Annotated in this window: 15 protein-coding genes and 1 pseudogene; 10 read left to right on the top strand and 6 right to left on the bottom strand. The window is 67.6% G+C overall.

Translation table 11 applies throughout. The features are described from left to right. Positions 1 to 9 precede the first annotated feature (9 nt). Entirely contained in the window at positions 10 to 4,038 is a 4,029-nt protein-coding gene (gene purL / locus GXN78_RS26930; RefSeq protein ID WP_239142940.1) for a phosphoribosylformylglycinamidine synthase, read from the top strand. Positions 4,039 to 4,092: 54 nt separating this feature from the next. On the opposite strand, the gene GXN78_RS26935 is transcribed toward purL, so the two are convergent. From GXN78_RS26935 to GXN78_RS26955, 5 genes are read right to left on the bottom strand one after another with little or no spacing between them, the layout of a single operon-like run. Then, a complete protein-coding gene (locus GXN78_RS26935; RefSeq protein ID WP_106558124.1) occupies positions 4,093 to 4,872 on the bottom strand; it encodes a peptidylprolyl isomerase in 780 nt (259 codons plus the stop codon). Positions 4,873 to 4,919: 47 nt separating this feature from the next. After that, positions 4,920 to 5,183 (bottom strand): BolA family protein, encoded by a 264-nt coding sequence (locus GXN78_RS26940; protein WP_106558125.1) that lies wholly within the window; start codon positions 5,181 to 5,183, stop codon positions 4,920 to 4,922. Continuing rightward, positions 5,180 to 5,719, bottom strand: coding sequence for a septation protein A (locus GXN78_RS26945; RefSeq protein WP_106558126.1), 540 nt, complete (start codon positions 5,717 to 5,719; stop codon positions 5,180 to 5,182). The genes GXN78_RS26940 and GXN78_RS26945 overlap by 4 nt, the downstream gene beginning before the upstream one ends. Before the next feature lie 2 nt (positions 5,720 to 5,721). Continuing rightward, the gene (gene msrB, locus GXN78_RS26950; RefSeq protein WP_106558127.1) at positions 5,722 to 6,132 is read right to left on the bottom strand and encodes a peptide-methionine (R)-S-oxide reductase MsrB; all 411 of its coding nucleotides are present in this window, start codon (positions 6,130 to 6,132) and stop codon (positions 5,722 to 5,724) included. Next, positions 6,129 to 7,610 carry a YdiU family protein gene (locus GXN78_RS26955; RefSeq protein ID WP_106558128.1) on the bottom strand — a complete coding sequence of 494 codons (1,482 nt, stop codon included), beginning with the start codon at positions 7,608 to 7,610 and terminating at the stop codon, positions 6,129 to 6,131. The genes msrB and GXN78_RS26955 overlap by 4 nt, the downstream gene beginning before the upstream one ends. 171 nt (positions 7,611 to 7,781) lie before the next feature. On the opposite strand from GXN78_RS26955, the gene GXN78_RS26960 reads away from it, so the two are divergent. After that, positions 7,782 to 9,083, top strand: a complete 1,302-nt coding sequence (locus tag GXN78_RS26960; protein WP_106558129.1) for a UDP-N-acetylglucosamine 1-carboxyvinyltransferase — start codon at positions 7,782 to 7,784, stop codon at positions 9,081 to 9,083. 17 nt (positions 9,084 to 9,100) lie between these two features. Here the strand turns inward: GXN78_RS26960 and GXN78_RS26965 are convergent, their stop codons facing one another. Continuing rightward, on the bottom strand, positions 9,101 to 10,195 hold the full coding sequence (locus tag GXN78_RS26965; protein WP_106558130.1) for an AraC family transcriptional regulator: 1,095 nt from the start codon (positions 10,193 to 10,195) through the stop codon (positions 9,101 to 9,103). Positions 10,196 to 10,473: 278 nt separating this feature from the next. Between GXN78_RS26965 and GXN78_RS26970 the strand changes: the two genes are divergently transcribed. The 8 genes and pseudogenes from GXN78_RS26970 to GXN78_RS27005 all read left to right on the top strand — a co-directional run. Next, positions 10,474 to 12,120: a 3-(methylthio)propionyl-CoA ligase gene (locus GXN78_RS26970; protein ID WP_106558131.1), complete on the top strand. Its 1,647-nt coding sequence runs from the start codon at positions 10,474 to 10,476 to the stop codon at positions 12,118 to 12,120. A gap of 160 nt (positions 12,121 to 12,280) precedes the next feature. Further along, positions 12,281 to 13,528, top strand: a complete 1,248-nt coding sequence (locus GXN78_RS26975; protein ID WP_106558132.1) for a branched-chain amino acid ABC transporter substrate-binding protein — start codon at positions 12,281 to 12,283, stop codon at positions 13,526 to 13,528. Between the two features lie 100 nt (positions 13,529 to 13,628). After that, positions 13,629 to 14,576 carry a branched-chain amino acid ABC transporter permease gene (locus GXN78_RS26980; protein WP_106558133.1) on the top strand — a complete coding sequence of 316 codons (948 nt, stop codon included), beginning with the start codon at positions 13,629 to 13,631 and terminating at the stop codon, positions 14,574 to 14,576. Between the two features lies 1 nt (position 14,577). Beyond that, entirely contained in the window at positions 14,578 to 15,951 is a 1,374-nt protein-coding gene (locus GXN78_RS26985; RefSeq protein WP_106558134.1) for a branched-chain amino acid ABC transporter permease, read from the top strand. Beyond that, positions 15,948 to 16,718 (top strand): ABC transporter ATP-binding protein, encoded by a 771-nt coding sequence (locus tag GXN78_RS26990; RefSeq protein WP_106558135.1) that lies wholly within the window; start codon positions 15,948 to 15,950, stop codon positions 16,716 to 16,718. The genes GXN78_RS26985 and GXN78_RS26990 overlap by 4 nt, the downstream gene beginning before the upstream one ends. A gap of 2 nt (positions 16,719 to 16,720) precedes the next feature. Next, entirely contained in the window at positions 16,721 to 17,416 is a 696-nt protein-coding gene (locus GXN78_RS26995; protein WP_106558136.1) for an ABC transporter ATP-binding protein, read from the top strand. A gap of 180 nt (positions 17,417 to 17,596) precedes the next feature. Further along, complete coding sequence (locus GXN78_RS27000; RefSeq protein ID WP_106558137.1) at positions 17,597 to 19,699, top strand: 3-hydroxyacyl-CoA dehydrogenase NAD-binding domain-containing protein; 2,103 nt, start codon at positions 17,597 to 17,599, stop codon at positions 19,697 to 19,699. Between the two features lie 7 nt (positions 19,700 to 19,706). Continuing rightward, positions 19,707 to 21,191: pseudogene (locus tag GXN78_RS27005) on the top strand (M20 family peptidase); the annotation flags it as partial. Between the last annotated feature and the right edge of the window lie 23 nt (positions 21,192 to 21,214).

A 21,214-nucleotide genomic window follows, 5' to 3' on the forward strand; every position in this document is an offset into this window, starting at 1 on the left:
ACCCCGATCGTGACCTTGCCCCTGAATGCGCCTTCCCATCCCGTCGCCCCCGTGGTGACCTTCTTCGAGGGCGGCAGCGCGCTCAGCGGGTTCCGGGCCCGGCAGCTGCTGCCCCGGCTGCAGGCCATCGAGCCGCGCATCGAAGGCCTCTCGGCCCGCTTCGTGCACCTGGTCGCGACCGACCACGCGCTGGAAGGCGCCGAGCGCGAGCGCTTCGCCGCCCTGCTGGGCTACGGCGAGCCCTTCGATGCGCCCGCCAAGGCCGGGCCCACGCTGGTCGTCACGCCGCGTCTGGGCACGGTCTCGCCCTGGGCCTCCAAGGCCACCGACATCGCCCACAACTGCGGGCTGGCGCTGCGCCGGATCGAGCGCGTCACGCAGTACCACCTGGTGCTGAAGGCGCCGCTGCTGGGCAAGGCCCCCGTGCTCGACGTCGACCGGCTGGCCGCCCTGGGCGCGCTGCTGCATGACCGCATGACCGAATCGGTGCTCCCCGGCGTGGAGCAGGCGGCGGCGCTGTTCGCCGAGCTGCCGGGCCAGCCGATGGCGCAGGTCGACGTGCTGGCCGGCGGGCGTGCCGCGCTGGTCGAGGCCAACACGCGCTTCGGCCTGGCGCTGGCGCAGGACGAGATCGACTACCTGGTCGACGCCTTCACCCGGCTCGGCCGCAACCCCAGCGACGTCGAGCTGATGATGTTCGCGCAGGCCAACAGCGAGCACTGCCGCCACAAGATCTTCAACGCCGATTTCGTGATCGACGGCGAGGCGCAGCCGCAGAGCCTGTTCTCGATGATCCGGCACACCGAGCGCCAGAACCCACAGCACACGGTGGTGGCTTACGCCGACAACGCCTCGATCATGGAGGGCTCGCAGGTCGAGCGCTTCGTCGCCGCCTCGGCCGCCGGCCGCTACGACAAGCAGGACGCGCTGAACCACGTGCTGATGAAGGTCGAGACGCACAACCACCCGACCGCGATCTCGCCCTTCCCGGGCGCTTCGACCGGCGCCGGCGGCGAGATCCGCGACGAGGGCGCCACCGGCCGCGGCTCCAAGCCCAAGGCGGGGCTGACCGGCTTCACGGTGTCGAAGCTCTGGCCCGCCGAAGGCAGCTACGGCAAGCCCGAGCACATCGCCAGTCCGCTGCAGATCATGACCGAGGGCCCGCTGGGCGGCGCCGCCTTCAACAACGAGTTCGGCCGGCCCAACCTGCTGGGCTACTTCCGCGAGTACGAGCAGGCGATTTCCAGCGACCGCGACACGCTGCAGTGCGGCTACCACAAGCCCATCATGATCGCGGGCGGCCTGGGCAGCATCGATGCGGGGCAGACGAAGAAGATCCGATTCCCGGCGGGCTCGCTCTTGATCCAGCTGGGCGGCCCCGGCATGCGCATCGGCATGGGCGGAAGCGCGGCGAGCTCGATGGCCACCGGCGCCAACGCGGCCGAGCTGGATTTCGACTCGGTGCAGCGCGGCAACCCCGAGATCGAGCGGCGCGCGCAGGAGGTCATCAACCATTGCTGGCAGCAGGGCGAGGCCAACCCGATCTTGGCGATCCACGACGTCGGCGCGGGCGGCTTGAGCAATGCTTTCCCCGAGCTCAGCAACGACGCCGGCCGCGGCGCGCGCTTCGACCTGCGCGCCGTGCCGCTGGAGGAGTCGGGCCTGGCGCCCAAGGAGATCTGGTGCAACGAGAGCCAGGAGCGCTATGTGCTGGCGATCGCGCCGGAGTCGCTGGAACTGTTCAAGGCTTTCTGCGAGCGCGAGCGGTGTCCGTTTGCCGTGGTGGGCGTGGCGACGGAAGAGCGGCAGCTGCTGGTGGCCGATGAGGGCACCAAGCGCCAGCCGGTCGACATGCCCATGGACGTCCTCCTGGGCAAGCCCCCGAAGATGCTGCGCGACGTGCAGTCCATCGCCCGCCGGTTCAAGCCCCTCGACCTCACCGGCGTCGACCTGCAGAAGGCCGCCATCGACGTCCTCTCCCACCCCACCGTCGCCTCCAAGCGCTTCCTCGTCACCATCGGCGACCGGACCGTCGGCGGCCTGAGCCATCGCGACCAGATGGTCGGCCCCTGGCAAGTGCCGGTGGCCGACTGCGCCGTCACCCTGGCCGACTACACCGGCTTCGCCGGCGAGGCAATGAGCATGGGCGAGCGCACCCCGCTCGCCGCCCTCGACGCGCCGGCCTCCGGCCGCATGGCGGTGGCGGAGGCCATCACCAACCTGCTGGCCGCGCCCATCGAGCTCTCGCGCGTCAAGCTGTCGGCCAACTGGATGGCGGCCTGCGGCGAGCCGGGCGAGGACGCCGCGCTGTACGAGACGGTAAAGGCCGTGGGCCTGGCGCTCTGCCCGGCGCTCGGCATCTCGATTCCCGTCGGCAAGGATTCGCTGTCCATGCGCACCCAGTGGCAGGACCAGGGCGAGCAGAAAAAGGTCAGCTCGCCCGTGAGTCTGATCGTCAGCGCCTTTGCCACCCTGGCCGATGTGCGCGGCACGCTCACGCCGCAGCTGGATGCGAGCGAGCCCGACAGCACGCTGGTCCTGATCGACCTGGGCCGCGGCCGGCATCGCATGGCCGGCAGCATCCTGGCCCAGACCCTGGGGCAGAGCGGCGACGTGGTGCCGGACCTCGACGACCCGCAGGACCTGGTCAAGCTGGTGGCGGCCGTCAACGCCCTGCGCGCCGCGGGCAAGATCCTCGCGCTGCACGACCGCAGCGACGGCGGCCTGTTCGCCGCGGCCTGCGAGATGGCCTTTGCCGGCCACGTGGGCGTCGCCCTCAACGTCGACCTGCTGGTGACCGAGGGCGACGGCATCAGCGACAGCCGCGCCGAGTATGGCGACGCCAAGAACTGGGCCGGCCAGGTCAGCGCCCGGCGCGAGGAGCTCACGCTGAAGGCGCTCTTCAACGAAGAGCTGGGCCTGCTGCTGCAGGTGCGCACCGCCGAGCGCAACGAGGTGATGCAGACGCTGCGTGCGCACGGTCTCAGCGCCCACAGCCATTTCGTCGGCAAGACCCGGCCCGACGCCTCGGCCATCGAAGCCGGCAAGGCCAAGGTGGAGGTGTGGCGCGATGCCAAGGCCGTCTTCAGCGCCAGCCTGCACGACCTGCACCAGGTCTGGGACGCGGTGAGCTGGAAGATCTGCCGCGAGCGCGACAACCCCGACTGCGCCGACGCCGAGCACGCCGCCGCCGGCGAGCCGCAGGACCCGGGCCGCCACGTACACCTGGCGCCGGGCGTCGAAGAGAACGTGGCCGCGCCTTTCCTCAACCTCGCGCGGCCCAAGGTCGCGATCCTGCGCGAGCAGGGCGTCAACTCGCACGTCGAGATGGCCTATGCCTTCCACGAGGCCGGCTTCGAGTCCTTCGACGTCCACATGACCGACCTGCAGACGGGCAGGGCGGACCTGGCCGACTTCAAGGGCGTGGTGGCCTGCGGCGGCTTCAGCTACGGCGACACCCTGGGCGCCGGCATCGGCTGGGCGCGCAGCATCACCTTCAACCCGAAGTTGAGCGAGCAGTTCAAGGCCTTCTTCGGCCGCGCCGACACCTTCGGCCTGGGCGTGTGCAACGGCTGCCAGATGTTCGCCGAGCTGGCCGACATCATCCCCGGCGCCGAGGCCTGGCCCCGCTTCACCACCAACCAGAGCGAGCGCTTCGAGGCGCGGCTGTCGATGGTGGAGGTGCTCGACTCGCCCAGCCTGTTCTTCGCCGGCATGGCCGGAAGCCGGCTGCCCATCGCGGTGGCGCACGGCGAGGGCTACGCGAACTTCAAGCACCGCGGCGACCCGGCCAAGGCCATCGCCGCGATGCGCTACGTCGACAACCACGGCCAGGCGACCGAGCGCTATCCCTTCAACCCCAACGGCAGTGCCGGCGGCCTGACCTCGGTGACCACCGCCGACGGGCGCTTCACCGCGCTGATGCCGCATCCGGAGCGCGTGTTCCGCAATATCCAGATGAGCTGGACCTCGGGGAACTGCAGTGCGCTCAGCCCGTGGATGCGGATCTGGCGCAATGCGCGGAAGTGGGTGGGCTGAGCCCAAGAAAAAAGCGGCCCGCGGGCCGCTTTTTTCTTGGGCGAGGGAAAAGCCTTATTCGACTTTGGCCTTGGCGCGCAGCTCTTCCTGATACTTCTGCAGCCGCTGCTGCTGCAGCTGCTGCACGATCTGCGGCTTGACCTCGTCCAGCTTGGGCAGCTGGGCCTGGCGGATGTCGTCCACGCGGATGATGTGGTAGCCGAACTGCGACTTGACCGGGGCGGGGGTGGTCTCGCCCTTCTTGAGCTTGATCATCGCTTCCGAGAACTCGGGCACGAAGCTCGCGGGCGCGGCCCAGTCGAGGTCGCCGCCGTTGGCGCCGGAGCCCGGGTCCTTGCTCTGCTTCTTGGCGAGGTCCTCGAACTTGGCGCCCTTCTTGAGGTCGGCCAGGATCTTCTGGGCCTGGTCTTCCTTCTCGACCAGGATGTGGCGGGCCTTGTATTCCTTGCCGCCGTTGGCCGCGACGAACTTGTCGTACTCGGCCTGTGCGTCGGCGTCGGACACCGCGTTGGTCTTGCGGTAGTTGTCGAACAGCTGGCGGATCAGGATGGCCTGGCGCGCGAGCTCCAACTGGTTCTTGTAGTCGTCGGTGGCGTCCAGGCCCTGCTTCTGGGCTTCCTGCATGAAGATCTCGCGGGCGACCACTTCTTCACGCAGCTGGCCCTGCATCTCCGGCGTGACCGGCCGGCCGGCGGCCGCCAGTTGCTGGGCCAGCACGTCCATGCGCGCCTTGGGCACCGGCTTGCCGTTGACGATGGCCGCGTTCTGCGCGAAGGCGGGGAGGGCAGCAAGAAGGGCGACGGCGGCTGCGGCCTGCAGGAGTTGTTTCTTCATAAGGGGAGGGTACTTTTGCCGCCCGGAGAGGCGGGAAACAAAGCGCTTCAAAGCGTCTCGATAGCGATGGCGTGAAGGCCCTGTGCGATGAAAAGTTGCAGCGCATCATACACAAGCCGATGGCGCGCCACGCGCGGCTTTCCCTCGAAGAGAGGAGAGGCAATGCGCACCCGGAAATGGGTGCCGTAGCCCTCGGCATTGGAGCCCGCATGGCCGGCATGCGCCGCGCTCTCGTCGATCACCTCGAGCACGGTCGGTTGCAGCGTCGCCCGCAGGCGTGCGTCAAGGTCGGCAGCAGTCGGAAGGCTCATGCTGCAGGCTTGTCCGACTTGAGATGCGGCGAGATGTACAGCCCCTGCGCCACCAAAAACACGATCGGGAAGGCATAGCCCCAGAGCTTGAAGTTCACCCAGGCCTCGGTGCTGAAGTAGGCCGCCACGTAGCCGTTGATCGCGGCCATGAACACGCAGTAGGCGATCCACGCGACGTTGAGCCGCCCCCAGATCTGCGCCGGCAGCTCCAGCTGCGCGCCCAGCAGCATCTTGAGGAAGTTCTTCTTGAAGCCCCACAGCGCCACGGCCAGTGCCAGCGCCATCGCGCCGTAGAGCACCGTGGGCTTCCACTTGATGAAGCGGTCGTCATGCAGCAGCAGCGTGAGGGAGCCGAACAGCAGGATCAGCACCAGGGTGGCCTTCTGCATCGGCGCCAGCCGGCGCTCGTTGAACCAGGCGATGCCCATCTGCAGCACGGTGGCCGCCATCAGCACGCCGGTGGCGGTGTAGATGTCGTAGAGCTTGAAGGCGCCGAAGAACAGCAGGATCGGGAAGAAGTCGAGCAGCAACTTCATGTTCAGCGCTTTTTGAAATCGAGCGAGGCCGAGTTCATGCAGTAGCGCAGTCCGGTTTCGGTCGGGCCGTCGGGGAACACGTGGCCCAGGTGGGCGCCGCAGTTGGCGCAGACGTTTTCGGTGCGCACCATGCCGTGCGAGCGGTCGACGATGTTCTTGATGGCGCCGGGCACCGCCTCCTGCGAGAAGCTGGGCCAGCCGCAACCGGCGTCGAACTTGGTGGCCGATTCGAAGAGCTTGGCGCCGCAGCAGATGCAGTGGTAGCTGCCGTCTTCCCAGTGCGCTTCGTACTTGCCGGTGTAGGGGCGCTCGGTGGCGGCATGGCGCGTGACTTCGAAGGCGGCGGGCTCGGCGCCTTTCTCGGCCAGGACGGCCTTCCATTCGGCATCGGTTTTATGGACGGGTGCGGTCATGATGAGCAGCTGATTTCGATGGTGGAAGCCCAGTCGGGCGGGAAGCCGGCATAGGCCTCGTGGCCGGCGTGGTCTTCAAATGGGGTTTCGAGCAGCTTCAGCAAGGTGGCCAGGCCCGAGAAGTCTTTTTTCTGCGCCGATTCGATCGCCTGCTGGCCCAGGTGGTTCCGCAGGACGAATTTCGGATTGGCGCCGCGCATCGATTGTGCCGCCTGCGCCGCGGTCACCTGAGCGTGGCGCTGCGCGAAGGCCTGGAGCCAGCCGCCGATGCCGGCATGGTCGAGGAACAGGTCGCGCACCGCGGCCGGATCGCCGCCCGCCTTCAGGTCGGCGAGGCGGCGCCAGAAGATCGTGTAGTCCACTTTCTCCTGCGCCAGCAGCTTGAGCACGCCTTCGATCAGCGCGCGGTCGTCCGGCGCGGCCCCGGGCAGGCCCAGCTTGGCCCGCATGCGCGCCGCGTAGGCGTCGGGGAACACCGTCTTGTACGACTCCAGCGCGGCCACCGCGACTTCCTGGTCGCCGATCAGCGGCAGCAGCGCCTGGGCCAGGCAGAACAGGTTCCAGTAGGCGACGTTGGGCTGCTGGTTGTAGGCATAGCGTCCGCCCGTGTCGCTGTGGTTGCAGATGTGGCGCGGGTCGAAGCCGTCGAGGAACTGGAAGGGCCCGTAGTCGATGGTGAGCCCGAGGATGCTCATGTTGTCGGTGTTCATCACGCCGTGGCAGAAGCCGACGGCCTGCCACTGCGCGAGCAGCGCCGCGGTGCGCTCGCTCACCGCCTCGAGGAAGGCCGCGTAGGCGTTGCCGCCGAAGCGTTCGCTGTTGCGGCAGGCCGGGTAGAAGCGGTCGATCGTGAAGTCCGCCAGCGCGCGCAGCTCATCGACGCGATTGTTGGCCGCGAAATGCTCGAAGTGGCCGAAGCGGATGAAGCTGGGCGAGGCGCGCGTGACCACGGCGGCGGTTTCGAGCTCCTCGCGCACCACCTGTGCGTCGGAGCCGGTCACGCACAGGGCGCGCGTGGTGGGGATGCCCAGCGCGTGCATGGCCTCGCTGCAGAGGAACTCGCGGATGCTGGATCGCAGCACCGCCCGGCCGTCGCCCATGCGCGAGTAGGGCGTGCGCCCCGAGCCCTTGAGCTGCAGCTCCCAGCCGCTCGCGGTCTCGCCCAGCAGGATGGCGCGGCCGTCGCCCAACTGACCGGCCCAGACGCCGAACTGGTGGCCGCTGTAGACGCTGGCCAGCGGGCGAGTGCCGACGATCGGGACGTTGCCTGTGAAGGCAGCCAGGCCGTCTTGCGAATGCAGGCACGCTTCGTCCAGCCCGATCTCACGCGCCAGGGCCGGGCTGCGCCCGACCCAGTAGGGCTCGGGCAGGGGCGTGGGCCTGAGCTCGGTGAAGAAGGCAGGGCCCAGGGTGGAGAAACCGGCGGTCCAGTCGAGTCCGAGGTCGACCACTTCCGCTTCGTCTGCAAGCATGCTCATGGGGGCGATTGTCCCGTACCCATCGATCTCCGGGCCAAGAAGAGGCCATCACGGCCTTTCTGTTTCCATTTGTGTGCATCGGGCCGATATGGAGATTTCCGCTCGCGCAAGCCGTTAGAGTGCGGCCTCGCGATTCCTTCGCACCTCCACACCCCAAGTTTTTCCCCTCCCATGTCCAGTCTCATCGTCCACGGCGGCGCTCCCCTGCGCGGCCGGATCAGCCCATCGGCCAACAAGAACGCGGTGCTGCCCGTGCTCTGCGCCACCTTGCTCACGCGCGAGCCCCTGCGGCTGCACGGCGTGCCCGACATCACCGACGTGCGCAAGATCCTCGAGATCTTCCAGGCCCTGGGGAGCGAGGTGCGGCTCGACCGCGAGGCCGGCACGCTGGACCTGCACCACCGCGACACCGCCTTCGACGCCACGCGCCACCGCCTGCCGGAAGAGATGCGCTCCTCGATCATGTTGGTGCCGCCGCTGCTCGCCCGCTTCGGCGTGGCGCGGCTGGAGGACAACGTCAAGGGCTGCACCCTGGGCGTGCGCGAGATCGATCCGCATGTCGAGGTCTTCCGCCATTTCGGCGGCCGCGTCGAGCGCACCGAAGGCTCGCTGCTGGTGCGCCTGGCCGAGGGCATGCGGCCCGTGGACCACTGGCTGGACTACGCCTCCGTCACCACCACCGAGAACTTCGTGCTCTGCGCCGTGGCCGCCACCGGCACCTCGACGCTGACGAACGCGGCCTCGGAGCCCCACGTGCAGGAGTTCTGCCGCTTCATGGCGATGATGGGCGCGCGCATCGAGGGCATCGGCACCTCCAAGCTCACCGTGCATGGCGGTGCGCCGCTGGCCGGCGGCGAATTCCGCTTCGACGAGGACTTCCACGAGATCACCACCTTCCTGGCGCTGGGCGCGATCACCGGCGGGGAGGTGCAGGTGCGCAACAGCGCGCCCGGCCAGTTCCCGCTGATCGACCGCACCTTCGCCAAGTTCGGCGTGCAGATCGTGCATCGCGACGGCTGGTCCGAGGCCCGCCGCAGCGGCCCGCTGAAGGTGCAGGCCCCCTTCACGCCCAACGTGCTGACCAAGGTCGAGGCCGCGCCCTGGCCCTACTTCCCGGTGGACCTCCTGCCGATCTTCATCGCGCTGGGCGTGCGCGCCCAGGGCAACGCGATGTTCTGGAACAAGGTCTACGACGGCGCGCTGGGCTGGACGGGCGAGCTGTCGAAGTTCGGCGCCCATGTGTTCTCGTCCGACCCGCACAGGCTCATCACCTTCGGCGGCGGGCCGCTGGCGCCGGCCGTGGTCGAGAGCCCCTACATCATCCGCGTGGCGATCGCGCTCTTCATGGTCGCAGCCAGCATCGAGGGACGTTCGGAGATCCGCAACGCGGCGCCGATCCGGCGTGCGCATCCGCGCTTCGTGGAGAACCTGCGCAGCCTCGGGGTGCGCGTGGAGTGGACGCAGGAGGAGTAGGGCGGGGCCGCTGACGCTCAGTTCAGCAGCAGCGCGCCCGGCACCGTCACGGCGGGGCCGCCGGCGTCGTGCCATAGCCGTGCCCGGTACTGGGCCGGCGGCAGCCCGAACCAGCGCTTGCACGCCCGGAAGAAGTTGCTGGCGTCGACGAAGCCCAGCAGATCGGCCACCTCGTGCAGCGTGTGCCGCGCCTCGGCGAGGTACTGCCGCGCCAGCTCGCGCCGGGTGCGGTCGAGCAGGGCCTGGAAGGACACCGACTCCTCCTGCAGCCGCCGCTGCAGCGTGCGCTCGGCCAGGCCGAGGCCTGCCGCCACGTCCTGCCGGCGTGGCTCGCCCTGCTGCAGCCGGCGCGCGATCTCGGCGCAGACCCGAGCGCTGGTGCTGGTCTGGCCCAGCTGCGCGAGCTGGTTCTCCAGCAGTTCCGTGTGCATCGTGGCCAGTGCCGCGTGCTGCGTGGGAAGGGGCACCGTCATGTCAGCGTCCGACAGCAACATGCGGTTGGCGCGCGCATTGAAGCGGATCTCGCAGCCGAAGGCCTCGCGGTACAGCCGCTCGTCCACCGGCGCGGGGTGGACGAACTCCATCGCCAGCGGCCGCAGTTCGCGTCGAGTGAGCCACTGGCACAGGGTGAACACGGTCAGCATCGCGTACTCGGTGCGCTGCCGGGGGATCGGCAGGCTGCCGCCGCCCTGTTCCAGCGACATCCAGCTGCCGCGGGGGTCGGAGCTCATCGAGAACACGGTGGCGTCGGAGATCACGGGCATGTAGCGCGTGAGGGTGCCCAGCCCGGTGCGCAGGTCGGGAGTGCAGCTCATCGCATGGCCGACGGTGCCCAGCCGGCTGCAGGTCGCGGCCAGCCCACGGCTCAGGCCCAGCGTTGGCTTGCCCACTCGCGCCACCGCGAGCTGCCACAGCATCGTGACCTGATCGACGGCGAAGCGCGTGTCCTCCCGGTTCAGCGATTCGCGGTCGAAGCCCGCGTCGCGCAGCAGCGCCTGCACATTCAGGCCCTCGGCCTCGAACATCGTGAGCACACCCTCCAGCCAGGCGGCGGAACTGGTGCGGGATGGGGGTTGCAGCATGCAGCCGGCCCGGCGGGTCGGCTGCGGCATGGAGGCTCCTGAAGTCACTGTTTTGGCGCGCTTGCGATAACGCGGAACGGGCGGGCGATTCCTAGAATTCCGGCGGTGCCGGGGGGCGCAGCAGTATGGGCGCCCGAGGCCGATGCAGGAATTGCGACTAACCCGGTGTGCAGACGCCGAGGCGACAGTGCTCTGCGGGTTTCTGTCATTGTGGGATGCCCCGAAGATTGCGTGAATCGCAGGTGCCGGGCGGGCCCGTTTCCGCGGCCCCCCGGGTTTCGAATTTTGTTGTTTCAAGGAGCCTTCCGATGCTGGGTTTGATGCAGGACCAACCATTGCTGATCTCGTCGCTGATCGAGTTCGCCGAGCGCCACAACGGCGACGGGGAAATCGTCTCGCGGCGGGTCGAAGGCGACATCCACCGCAGCAGCTGGCGCCAGATCGCATCCCGTGCGCGCCAGGTCGCCAACGCGCTGGACCAGGAGCAGCTGATCTTCAGCGACCGGGTGGCGACCCTGGCCTGGAACGGCTACCGCCACCTGGAGCTGTACTACGGCGTCAGCGGCAGCGGCCGCGTGCTGCACACCATCAACCCGCGCCTGCACCCCGAGCAGATCGCCTGGATCGCGAACCACGCCGAAGACCAGATCCTGTGCTTCGACCTCAGCTTCCTGCCGCTGGTGCAGGCCGTGCATGCCAAGTGCGGCACCGTCAAGAAGTGGATCGCGCTGTGCGACGCCGACAAGCTGCCGGCCGACAGCGGCATCCCCAACCTGGTCAGCTACGAGGCCTGGATGAGCCCCCTGTCCGACCGATACGACTGGCCCAGCTTCGACGAGAACTCGGCCTCGAGCATGTGCTACACCAGCGGCACGACCGGCAACCCCAAGGCCGCGCTCTACAGCCACCGCTCGACCCTGCTGCATGCCTATGCCGCCGCGCTGCCGGATGTGATGAACGTGTCGGCACGCGACTCGGTGTTGCCCGTGGTGCCGATGTTCCACGTCAACGCCTGGGGCATTCCCTACTCGGCCGCGCTGACCGGCGCCAAGCTGGTGTTCCCCGGCCCGGCGCTGGACGGGAAGTCGGTCTACGAGCTGATCGAGAGCGAGCGCGTCACCTTCGCCGCCGGCGTGCCCACCGTCTGGCAGATGATGCTGGGCCACATGCAGGCGCAGGACCTGCGCTTCTCCACCCTGAAGCGGACCGTGATCGGCGGCTCGGCCTGCCCGCCGGCCATGATCAACGCCTTCCAGCAGCAGTACGGCGTGGAGGTGCTGCACGCCTGGGGCATGACCGAGATGTCGCCGCTGGGCACGCTCTGCACCCTGAAGAACAAGCACCTCTCGCAGTCGCAGGAGCAGCAGACGGCCATCCGCTTGAAGCAGGGCCGGGCCATCTACGGCGTCGACATGAAGATCGTCGACGGCGACGGCAAGGACCTGCCCTGGGACGGAAAGGCCTCCGGCGACCTGCTGGTCAAGGGCCCCTGGGTGGTCAAGGAGTACTTCAAGGGGGAGGGCGGCGACCCGCTGGTGCCCGATGCGCGCGGCCGCAGCTGGTTCCCCACCGGCGACGTCGCCACCATCGACCCCGACGGCTTCCTGCAGATCACAGACCGCAGCAAGGACGTCATCAAGTCCGGCGGCGAATGGATCAGCTCCATCGACATCGAGAACATCGCGGTGGCGCACCCGGCGGTCGCGATGGCGGCCTGCATCGGCGTGGCGCACCCCAAGTGGGACGAGCGGCCGATCGTGGTCGTGGTGAAGAAGCCCGGCGCCGAGCTCACGCGCGAGGAGCTGCTGGCCTTCTACGGCGGCAAGACCGTGGCCAAGTGGCAGGTGCCCGACGACGTGGTCTTCGTCGAGGCGATTCCATTGGGCGCGACCGGCAAGATCCTCAAGACCCGGCTGCGCGAGCAGCTGCGCGACTACAAGCTGCCGGAGTGCTGATGCCCGGCCATCCTACCGGCCGGTAGCACCTCCGCGGTGCAGCCTGTCGCCTGAGTGATAGAAAGCGCCCCCGCGGCGGGCTTCTTACGGGCATTCCCTGACGGGCGGGGGTGCAAAGACCAGTAACCTCATCTCGCATTGCAGCATTCAGGAGACAGAAATGAAATTCGCACTGAGCACATTGAGATTTGCAAGCGCGGCCATTCTCGCCGCCATCGCCACCGGCGCTCTGGCCCAGAAGGGCGAGACCGTGAAGATCGCGATGATCGAGGGGCTCTCGGGCCCCTTCGCCAACGTGGGGCAGAACCAGCTCAAGAGCTGGCAGCTCGTCACCGACAAGCTCAGCGGCGCCAAGAACCCCGCCGGCGTCAAGTTCGAAGTCGTCGGCATGGACAGCAAGAGCTCCCCGCAGGAGGCGCTCAACCTGCTGAAGGCGGCCAGCGACCAGGGCTTCCGCTATGTCACGCAGGGCAACGGCTCGAACGTGGCGGTGCCGCTGGCCGACGCCGTGGCCAAGCACAACGAGCGCAACCCCGGCAAGGAAATCATCTACCTGAACTACGCCGCGGTCGACCCGGTGCTCACCAACGAGAAGTGCAGCTACTCGCATTTCCGGCTCGACGCCGACACCTCCATGAAGATGGCGGCGCTGACCTCCTTCATGAAGGACCAGCCGAAGATCTCGAAGGTCTACCTCATCAACCAGAACTACTCGCACGGCCAGCAGGTCTCCAAGTACTTCAAGGAAGGCCTGGCGCGCAACCGGCCCGACGCCAAGATCGTGGGCGACGACCTGCATCCCCTGGGCCAGGTCAAGGACTTCGCGCCCTACGTGGCCAAGATCAAGCAGTCGGGCGCCGACACCATCGTCACCGGCAACTGGGGCCAGGACATGACGCTGCTGATCAAGGCGCTGAACGATTCCGGCCTGAAGATCCCGATCTACGCCTACTACGCGGGCGTGTCCGGCACCCCCACGGCGCTCGCGTCGGGCGGCGACCTCGAGGTCTACCAGATCGCCTACAACCACTCGAACTACACCGGCGAGCTCGGCACGCTGATGAACGAGTTCAAGACCAAGTTCGGCGACGACTTCTACACCTTCTCGATCTACAACGCGATCGTCATGCTGGGCGAGGCGATGGCCAAGGCCAAGTCCACCGACCCCATGAAGGTCGCCGCGGCCGTGGAGGGGCTGAAGTTCAAGGGCTTCAACGGCGAAACCGAGATGCGCAAGACCGACCACCAGCTCCAGCAGGGTCTCTGGATCTCCAAGTGGCAGAAGGTCGATGCCAAGTACAAGTACAACGTGGAGAACACGGGCTACACCTTCGCGCCCGTGAAGTATCTCGAGCCCTACATCGCCAGCACGCCCACGTCGTGCGAGATGAAGCGTCCGGCGCCCTGAGCCAGGCTCCACCAGCAAAACGCCGGCGGGTGATGCAAGTCGCTCCCCGGCGCTTTTTTTAGGCCTTGGCCATCGCGGCTGCAACGACGACGACGAACTCGTGGAATTCTTTGCCATTTCCCTCCTGAACGGCCTCAGCTACGGGCTGCTGCTGTTCATGCTGAGCTCGGGCCTCACGCTGATCTTCAGCATGATGGGCGTGCTCAACTTCGCGCACACCAGCTTCTACATGCTGGGTGCCTACTTCGCCTACACGATCTCCGGCGTGCTGGGCTTCTGGCCCGCGCTGGTCGTGGCGCCCCTGCTGGTCGGCGCGCTGGGCGCGCTGTTCGAGCGCTACAGCCTGCGGCGCGTCCACAAGTTCGGCCACGTGCCCGAGCTGCTCGTGACCTTCGGGCTGTCCTACCTGATCCTGGAACTGGTGCAGCTGGTGTGGGGCCGCGCCACCGTGCCCTACGGCCTGCCGCCGCAGCTGCAGGGGCCGCTGTTCACCCTGTTCGGGACGCAGTTCCCCAAGTCGCGCTCCTTCATCATGCTGCTCGCGCTGCTGATGCTGGTGTCGGTCTGGCTGCTGCTGACCCGCACGCGCATCGGCCTGGTGATCCAGGCCGCGCTGACCCATCCGGAAACGGTGGAGGCGCTGGGCCACAACGTGCCGCGCGTGTTCATGCTGGTGTTCGGCGGCGGCGCGGCGCTGGCTGCCCTGGCCGGCGTGATCGGCGGCAACACCTACGTGACCGAACCCGCCATGGCAGGCGCGGTCGGATCGATCGTGTTCGTGGTGGTGGTGGTCGGCGGCATGGGCTCGCTGGCGGGGGCCTTCCTGGCGTCCCTGCTGATCGGCGTGCTGCAGACCTTTGCCGTGGCCATCGACGAGTCGCTCGCCTCCGGGCTGCAGGCGCTGGGCGTCGCGGTGACGGCCAGCACTCCGGGCTACGACCTGCTTCAGCTCACCGTGGCGCAGATCGCCCCGATCCTGCCGTACCTGCTGCTGGTATTGATCCTGATCTTCCGGCCCAAGGGCCTCCTCGGCAAGCGGGAGGGATAACATGACAAAGAACGTGGCGCACGACGGCTTCGAGCCGGTGGGCAGCCCCGCGGAGGGTGCTGGACCGGCGCGCGCAAGCCAACGGGTTGCGTACTACCGCTTTAAGCCTTGGAACATCGGGCGCGCGCTGATCTGGACGCTCTTCGCCGTGAGCCTGATCGTTGCCCCGCTGATCTTCCGCAGCAGCCTGGCCCTGACCATGCTGTCCCAGATCGGCTACCTCATCATCATCTGCCTGAGCTACAACATCCTGCTCGGGCAGGGCGGCATGCTGAGCTTCGGGCACGCGGTGTACACGGGCCTGGGGGCCTTCATCGCGGTGCATGCGATGAACCTCGCCACCAAGGGCGCCGTGCCGCTGCCGCTGGTGACGATCCCGCTGGTCGGCGGCCTCGCGGGCGCGGGCTTCGCAATCCTGCTGGGCTACGTGACCACCAAGAAGTCCGGCACCACCTTCGCGATGATCACCCTGGGCATCGGCGAGCTGGTCGCGGCCATGTCCCTGATGTTCCCGGCCTTCTTCGGCGGGGAGGGCGGCGTCACCACCAACCGCGTCTACGGCACGCCCTTCCTGGGCCTCACCTTCGGGCCCCAGATCCAGGTGTACTACCTGATCGCGGCGTACTGCTTCGTCTCCACCGCGCTGATGTTCGCCTTCACCGGCACGCCGCTCGGCCGCATGCTCAACGCGGTGCGCGACAACCCCGAGCGCGTCGAGTTCATCGGCTACGACACGCAATGGGTGCGCTACATGGCCTTCATCATTGCCGGCTTCTTCGCCGGCATCGGCGGGGCGCTGGCTTCCATCAACTTCGAGATCGTCAACGCGTCGGACAGCCTGAGCACGGTCCGCTCGGGCGGCTACCTGCTGTTCACCTTCCTGGGCGGCGCGACCTTCTTCTTCGGGCCGATCATCGGCGCCGTGCTGCTGGTGCTGGCCTCGGTGCTGCTGTCGGAGCTGACCAAGGCCTGGTTGTTGTACCTGGGCCTGGTATTCCTGTTCATGGTGATGTTCGCCCCGGGCGGCATCGCGAGCCTGGTCATGATGAACCTGCGGGTAGCCAAGTTCGGCAAGTTCAAGCCGCTGTGGAGCCTGTACGGCGTCCTCATCCTCGCCGGGGCCGTGATGGTCGTCGGCGCGGCGGCCCTGGTCGAGATGATCTACCACATCCAGCTCAATGCGGCCGTTGGGCCCAAGCTCAACTTCATGGGGGTCGAGCTCGACACGTCGAGCGTGGCCAGTTGGGCCGGTGCCGGCGTCCTGCTGATGGTGGGCTTGGCGCTGGTGGAATGGGCGCGCCGTCGCTTCGCCACTGCCTGGGGCCACGCACAGGAGGAGATCGAAGCGGAAATCAAGCGCAGGGAGACGGCATGACGCACGCATTGGAACTCAAGGCCTTGCGCAAGAACTTCGGCAAGACCGAGATCATCCGCGGCGTGGACCTGGCGGTCGAAGCCGGCGAGCGCATCGCCATCATCGGGCCCAACGGCGCCGGCAAGTCCACGCTCTTCAACCTCATCAGCGGCCGCCTCGAGCCCACCAGCGGCGAGGTGCTGCTGCACGGCCAGCGCATCGACGGCCGCCGGCCCTACGAGATCAACCGCCTGGGCCTGTCGCGCAGCTTCCAGATCACCAACATCTTTCCCAAGCTCAGCGTCTTCGAGAACCTGCGCTGCGGCGTGCTGTGGAGCCTGGGCTACCGCTACAGCTTCCTGCGCTTCCTCTCGAACCTGGACGACGCCAACGAGCGTACCGAGGAACTGCTGCGGCAGGTCCACCTGGAAAAGAAGCGCGACGTGCAGGCGGTGAACCTTACCTACGCCGAGCAGCGGGCGCTGGAAATCGGCGTCACCATCGCCGGCGGCGCCAGCGTGATCCTGCTCGACGAGCCCACCGCCGGCATGAGCAAGACCGAGACGGCGCACTTCATCGCGCTGATCAAGCAGGTGACGGTCGGCAAGACCCTGCTCACCGTGGAGCACGACATGGGCGTGGTCTTCGGCCTGGCCGACAAAATTGCGGTGGTGGTGTATGGCGAGGTCATCGCCTTCGACAAGCCGGCGGCAGTGCGCGCTAACGCGCGCGTGCAGGAAGCCTATCTCGGCTCGTCGGTGGCCGACGCCCAGGCAGGAGGGCACTGAACATGCTCAAGCTCGAAGACATCCACGCCTACTACGGCAAGAGCCATGTGCTGCATGGCGTTTCCTTCGGGGTCAATCCCGGCGAAATCGTGGCCCTGCTGGGCCGCAACGGCTCGGGCCGCTCGACCACCGCCAAGGCCATCATGGGCCTGGTGCATGCCGAAGGCGGCCTGCACTGGAAGGGCCAGGACATCCTGCGCTGCAAGGCCTACGAGATCGCGCACCTGGGCATCGGCTACGTGCCGGAGAACCGCGACATCTTCCCCAAGCTCACCGTGCACCAGAACCTGCTGCTCGGGCAGAAGGGCAGCGGCAAGGGCAGCCGCTGGTCCTTCGACGACATGTACGGCATGTTCCCGCGCCTCAAGGAGCGCCAGCACACCGAGGCCGGCGTGCTCTCGGGCGGCGAGCAGCAGATGCTGACCCTGTGCCGCACGCTGATGGGCGACCCCGACCTGATCATCATCGACGAACCCACCGAAGGCCTGGCGCCCAAAATCGTCGAGCTGGTGGGGCAGTACCTGCGCACGCTCAAGGACAAGGGCATCTCGGTGCTGCTGATCGAGCAGAAGCTGACCATCGCGATGGCGATCTCCGACCGCGCGCTCGTCATGGGCCACGGCAGCATCGTCTTCGACGGCACGCCGAACAGCCTGCGCGCCGATGCCGCGACGCGCAAGGAGTGGCTCGAGGTTTGACTTCCGGCGGGACTTTGTCTCGCCAGCGACTGGAGGCCGTTGCCGGCCTCCTGGAAACGCCTAGAATTTCCGAAAAAAAGAACGTCCGTGCTTTTTAGATGCGGTGCAGCGTAGCAAGGTGCATGCTGCATCCCCTCCAACCCGTTTTTTCGATCCTCTCCCATCCCAAAGGAACGCAGCATGACGGCTGAATACAAAGTGCTCGGCGATGTCGCCGTGATCACCCTGGCGAACCCCCCGGTCAATGGCCTCGGTTTCTCGACGCGCACCGGCATCACCGACGGCCTGTCCAAGGCGCTGGAGGACGCGGCCGTCAAGGCGATCGTGATCACCGGCGCCGGCAAGGCCTTCTCGGGCGGCGCCGACATCAAGGAGTTCGGCACGCCCAAGGCGCTGCAGGACCCCAATCTCCTGAGCGTGATCCTCGCCCTCGAGGCGTCGACCAAGCCCATCGTCGCGGCCATCCATTCGGTGTGCATGGGCGGCGGCCTCGAGCTGGCCCTGGGATGCCACTACCGCGTGGCCGCGCCCGGCACCAGCGTCGCGCTGCCCGAAGTCAAGCTGGGCCTCCTGCCCGGCGCCGGCGGCACGCAGCGCCTGCCGCGCGTGCTGGGCGTGGAAACCGCGCTCAACATGATCGTGAGCGGCGAGCCCGTCAAGAGCGAGCTGCTCGCCTCGCTGCCCGGCCAGAAGCTCTTCGACAAGCTGGCCGCCTCGCCCGAGTCGCTGTTCGAGGAGGCGGTCGAGTTCGCCAAGTCGGTGGCCGCCAAGGACGGCGAGCTGCCGCTGGTGCGCAAGCTGCCCTGCAAGCATCCGCAGGGCGACGCCTACTTCCAGTTCGCGCGCAACATGGTCGGCGGCATGTCCAAGAACTACCCGGCGCCGCTGAAGTGCGTGGATGCGGTGCAGGCCGCCACGCAGATGAAGTTCGACGACGGCATGGCCGAGGAGCGCCGCCTCTTCACCGCGCTGATGTTCACGCCCGAATCGCTGGCGCTGCGCCACCTGTTCATGGCCGAGCGCGCGGCTTCGCGCATTCCCGATGTGCCGGAAGACACGCCCCAGCGCGCCATCAAGTCGGTGGGCGTGATCGGCGCCGGCACCATGGGCGGCGGCATCACGATGAACTTCCTGAATGCGGGCATCCCCGTCAAGATCCTCGAGATGAAGCAGGAGGCGCTGGACCGCGGCATCGGCACCATCCGCAAGAACTACGAGGCCCAGGTCAAGAAGGGCAAGCTCAAGGCCGACAAGTACGACCAGCGCATGGCGCTCCTGTCCACCACCCTGGCCTACGACGACCTGAAGGACGCCGACCTCATCATTGAGGCCGTGTTCGAGGAGCTGGGCGTCAAGGAGAAGGTGTTCGGCGAGCTGGACCGGGTCGCCAAGCCCGGCGCCATCCTGGCTTCCAACACCTCGACACTCGACGTCGACAAGATCGCCGCCTTCACCAAGCGCCCGCAAGACGTCGTCGGCATGCACTTCTTCAGCCCGGCCAACGTGATGAAGCTGCTGGAGGTGGTGCGCGGCAAGGAGACCGCCAAGGACGTGCTGGCCACGGTCATGGCCGTCGCCAAGAAGATCAAGAAGACCGCCGTGGTCTCGGGCGTGTGCGACGGCTTCATCGGCAACCGCATGATCGAGCAGTACTCGCGCCAGGCCGGCTTCCTGCTCGACGAAGGCGCCACGCCGCAGCAGGTGGACAAGGCCGTCGAGAAGTTCGGCTTTGCCATGGGCCCGTTCCGCATGGGCGACCTGGCCGGCAACGACATCGGCTGGGCCATCCGCAAGCGCCGCGCGGTCGAGTATCCCGACATGAAGTACAGCCGCACCGCCGACAAGCTCTGCGAGCTCGGCCGCTATGGCCAGAAGACCGGGGCAGGGTGGTACGACTACCAGGCGGGCAAGCGCGATGCGATCCCCTCGGAGCTGGTCAACAAGATGATCGAGGAGCACCGCAAGGAGCTGGGCATCACCCCGCGCAAGATCTCCGACGAGGAAATTGTGCAGCGCCTGGTGTACGCGCTGGTCAACGAGGGCGCGCACATCCTCGAGGACGGCATCGCCTCCAAGTCCGGCGACATCGACATGGTGTACCTCACCGGCTACGGCTTCCCGATCTGGCGCGGCGGCCCGATGCACTATGCCAACCAGGTGGGCCTCTACAACGTGGCGGAGGCCATGAAGCGCTTCGCCAGGAATCCGCGCGACGACGCGAGCTTCTGGCAGCCCGCGCCGCTGATCCGGAAGCTGGTGGCCGAAGGCAAGCAGTTCAGCTGACGCAGGCGGGCGAGGGCAGGCCATGGTCAAACGGGTGTTGTGGACGCTGCTGCTGGCCGTGGTCGTGCTGGCGGTGGTGATCGCGGGCAATACCTGGCGCCGGGCCTCGCTGCAGCTGCAGGTGTCGCCGGCGCAGCAGGTGGAGGTCGACGAGAAGGCGGCGGCCGACCGGCTGGCGGGCGCAATCCCGATCCGCACCGTCTCGGGCATGGAAGGGCTGCAGTCCGGCGGCGAAGAGTTCAAGAAGCTCCACGCCTACCTGGCGCAGCAGTTTCCCAAGCTGCATGCCACGCTCAAGAAAGAGGTGCTCGGCGACAACGCGCTGCTCTACACCTGGACCGGCAGCGATCCTTCCGCCAAGCCCATCGCGCTGATGGCGCACCAGGACGTGGTCCCCATCGCGCCGGGCACCGAGAAAGCCTGGGCGGCCGATCCCTTCAGCGGCCAGATCAAGGACGGCTTCGTCTGGGGCCGCGGCACCTGGGACAACAAGGGCAACCTGCTGGCCCAGATGGAGGCCATCGAGATGCTGGTGGCCCAAGGCTTCCAGCCGCGGCAGACCATCTATCTCATTTCAGGCGCCGACGAGGAAGTCAGCGGCCTGCGCGGCGCCAAGCCGATCGCCGAGCTGCTGAAGTCGCGGGGCGTGCGGCTCGAGTGGGTGCTCGACGAGGGCCTGGTGGTCACCGACGGGGTGCTGCCGGGCCTGAACAAGCCGGCCGCGCTGATCGGCATGGCGGAGAAGGGCTACGGCACCTTCTTCCTCTCGCTGGACCAGGCGCCCGGCCATTCCTCGATGCCGCCGAACAAGACGGCCATCGGCACGATGAGCGCGGCGCTCGCGCGGCTCGAGGCGAATCCGATGCCCGCGTCCATCACGGGCGTGGCCGCGGACATGTTCGCGACGATCGCGCCGGAAATGAATGGCCTCAACCGGGTGGCGCTCTCAAACCTCTGGCTCTTCGGACCGCTGGTACAGCGCCAGCTGGAGCAGGGCGCGAGCACCAACGCCATGCTGCGCACGACGACCGCGCTGACCATCGTGCGCGCGGGCAACAAGGACAACGTGCTGCCGGGGCGCGCCGAGGCCGCCGTCAACTTCCGCATCCTGCCGGGTGACACGCTGGCATCGGTGGAGGCGCATATTCGCAAGACCATTGCCAACGATGCGATCACGATCAAGCCCTATCCGGGCAACGCGGAACCGACGCCGGTCACGTCCAGCGAGAGCGCCAGCTACCGTGCGCTGCAGGCGGCGGTGCGGCAAGCCTTTCCGGATGTGATCGTCGTGCCCGGCCTGTACATCGCCGCATCGGATTCCCGGCATTTCGTCGATGTGGCCGACAGCATCTACCGCTTCTCGCCGGTGCGCGCGCGCCCCGAGGACCTGTCGCGCTTCCACGGCACCAACGAGCGCATCTCGATCGCCAACTACGTCGAGATGATCCGCTTCTATCACCAGCTGCTGCGCAACACCGCGCAGCCCCAGTAATCCTCTTCTTTCTTCAAAGGACC

The organism is Variovorax sp. WS11 (assembly GCF_010499245.1).
In the GTDB taxonomy this organism is placed as follows: Bacteria; Pseudomonadota; Gammaproteobacteria; order Burkholderiales; family Burkholderiaceae_C; genus Variovorax.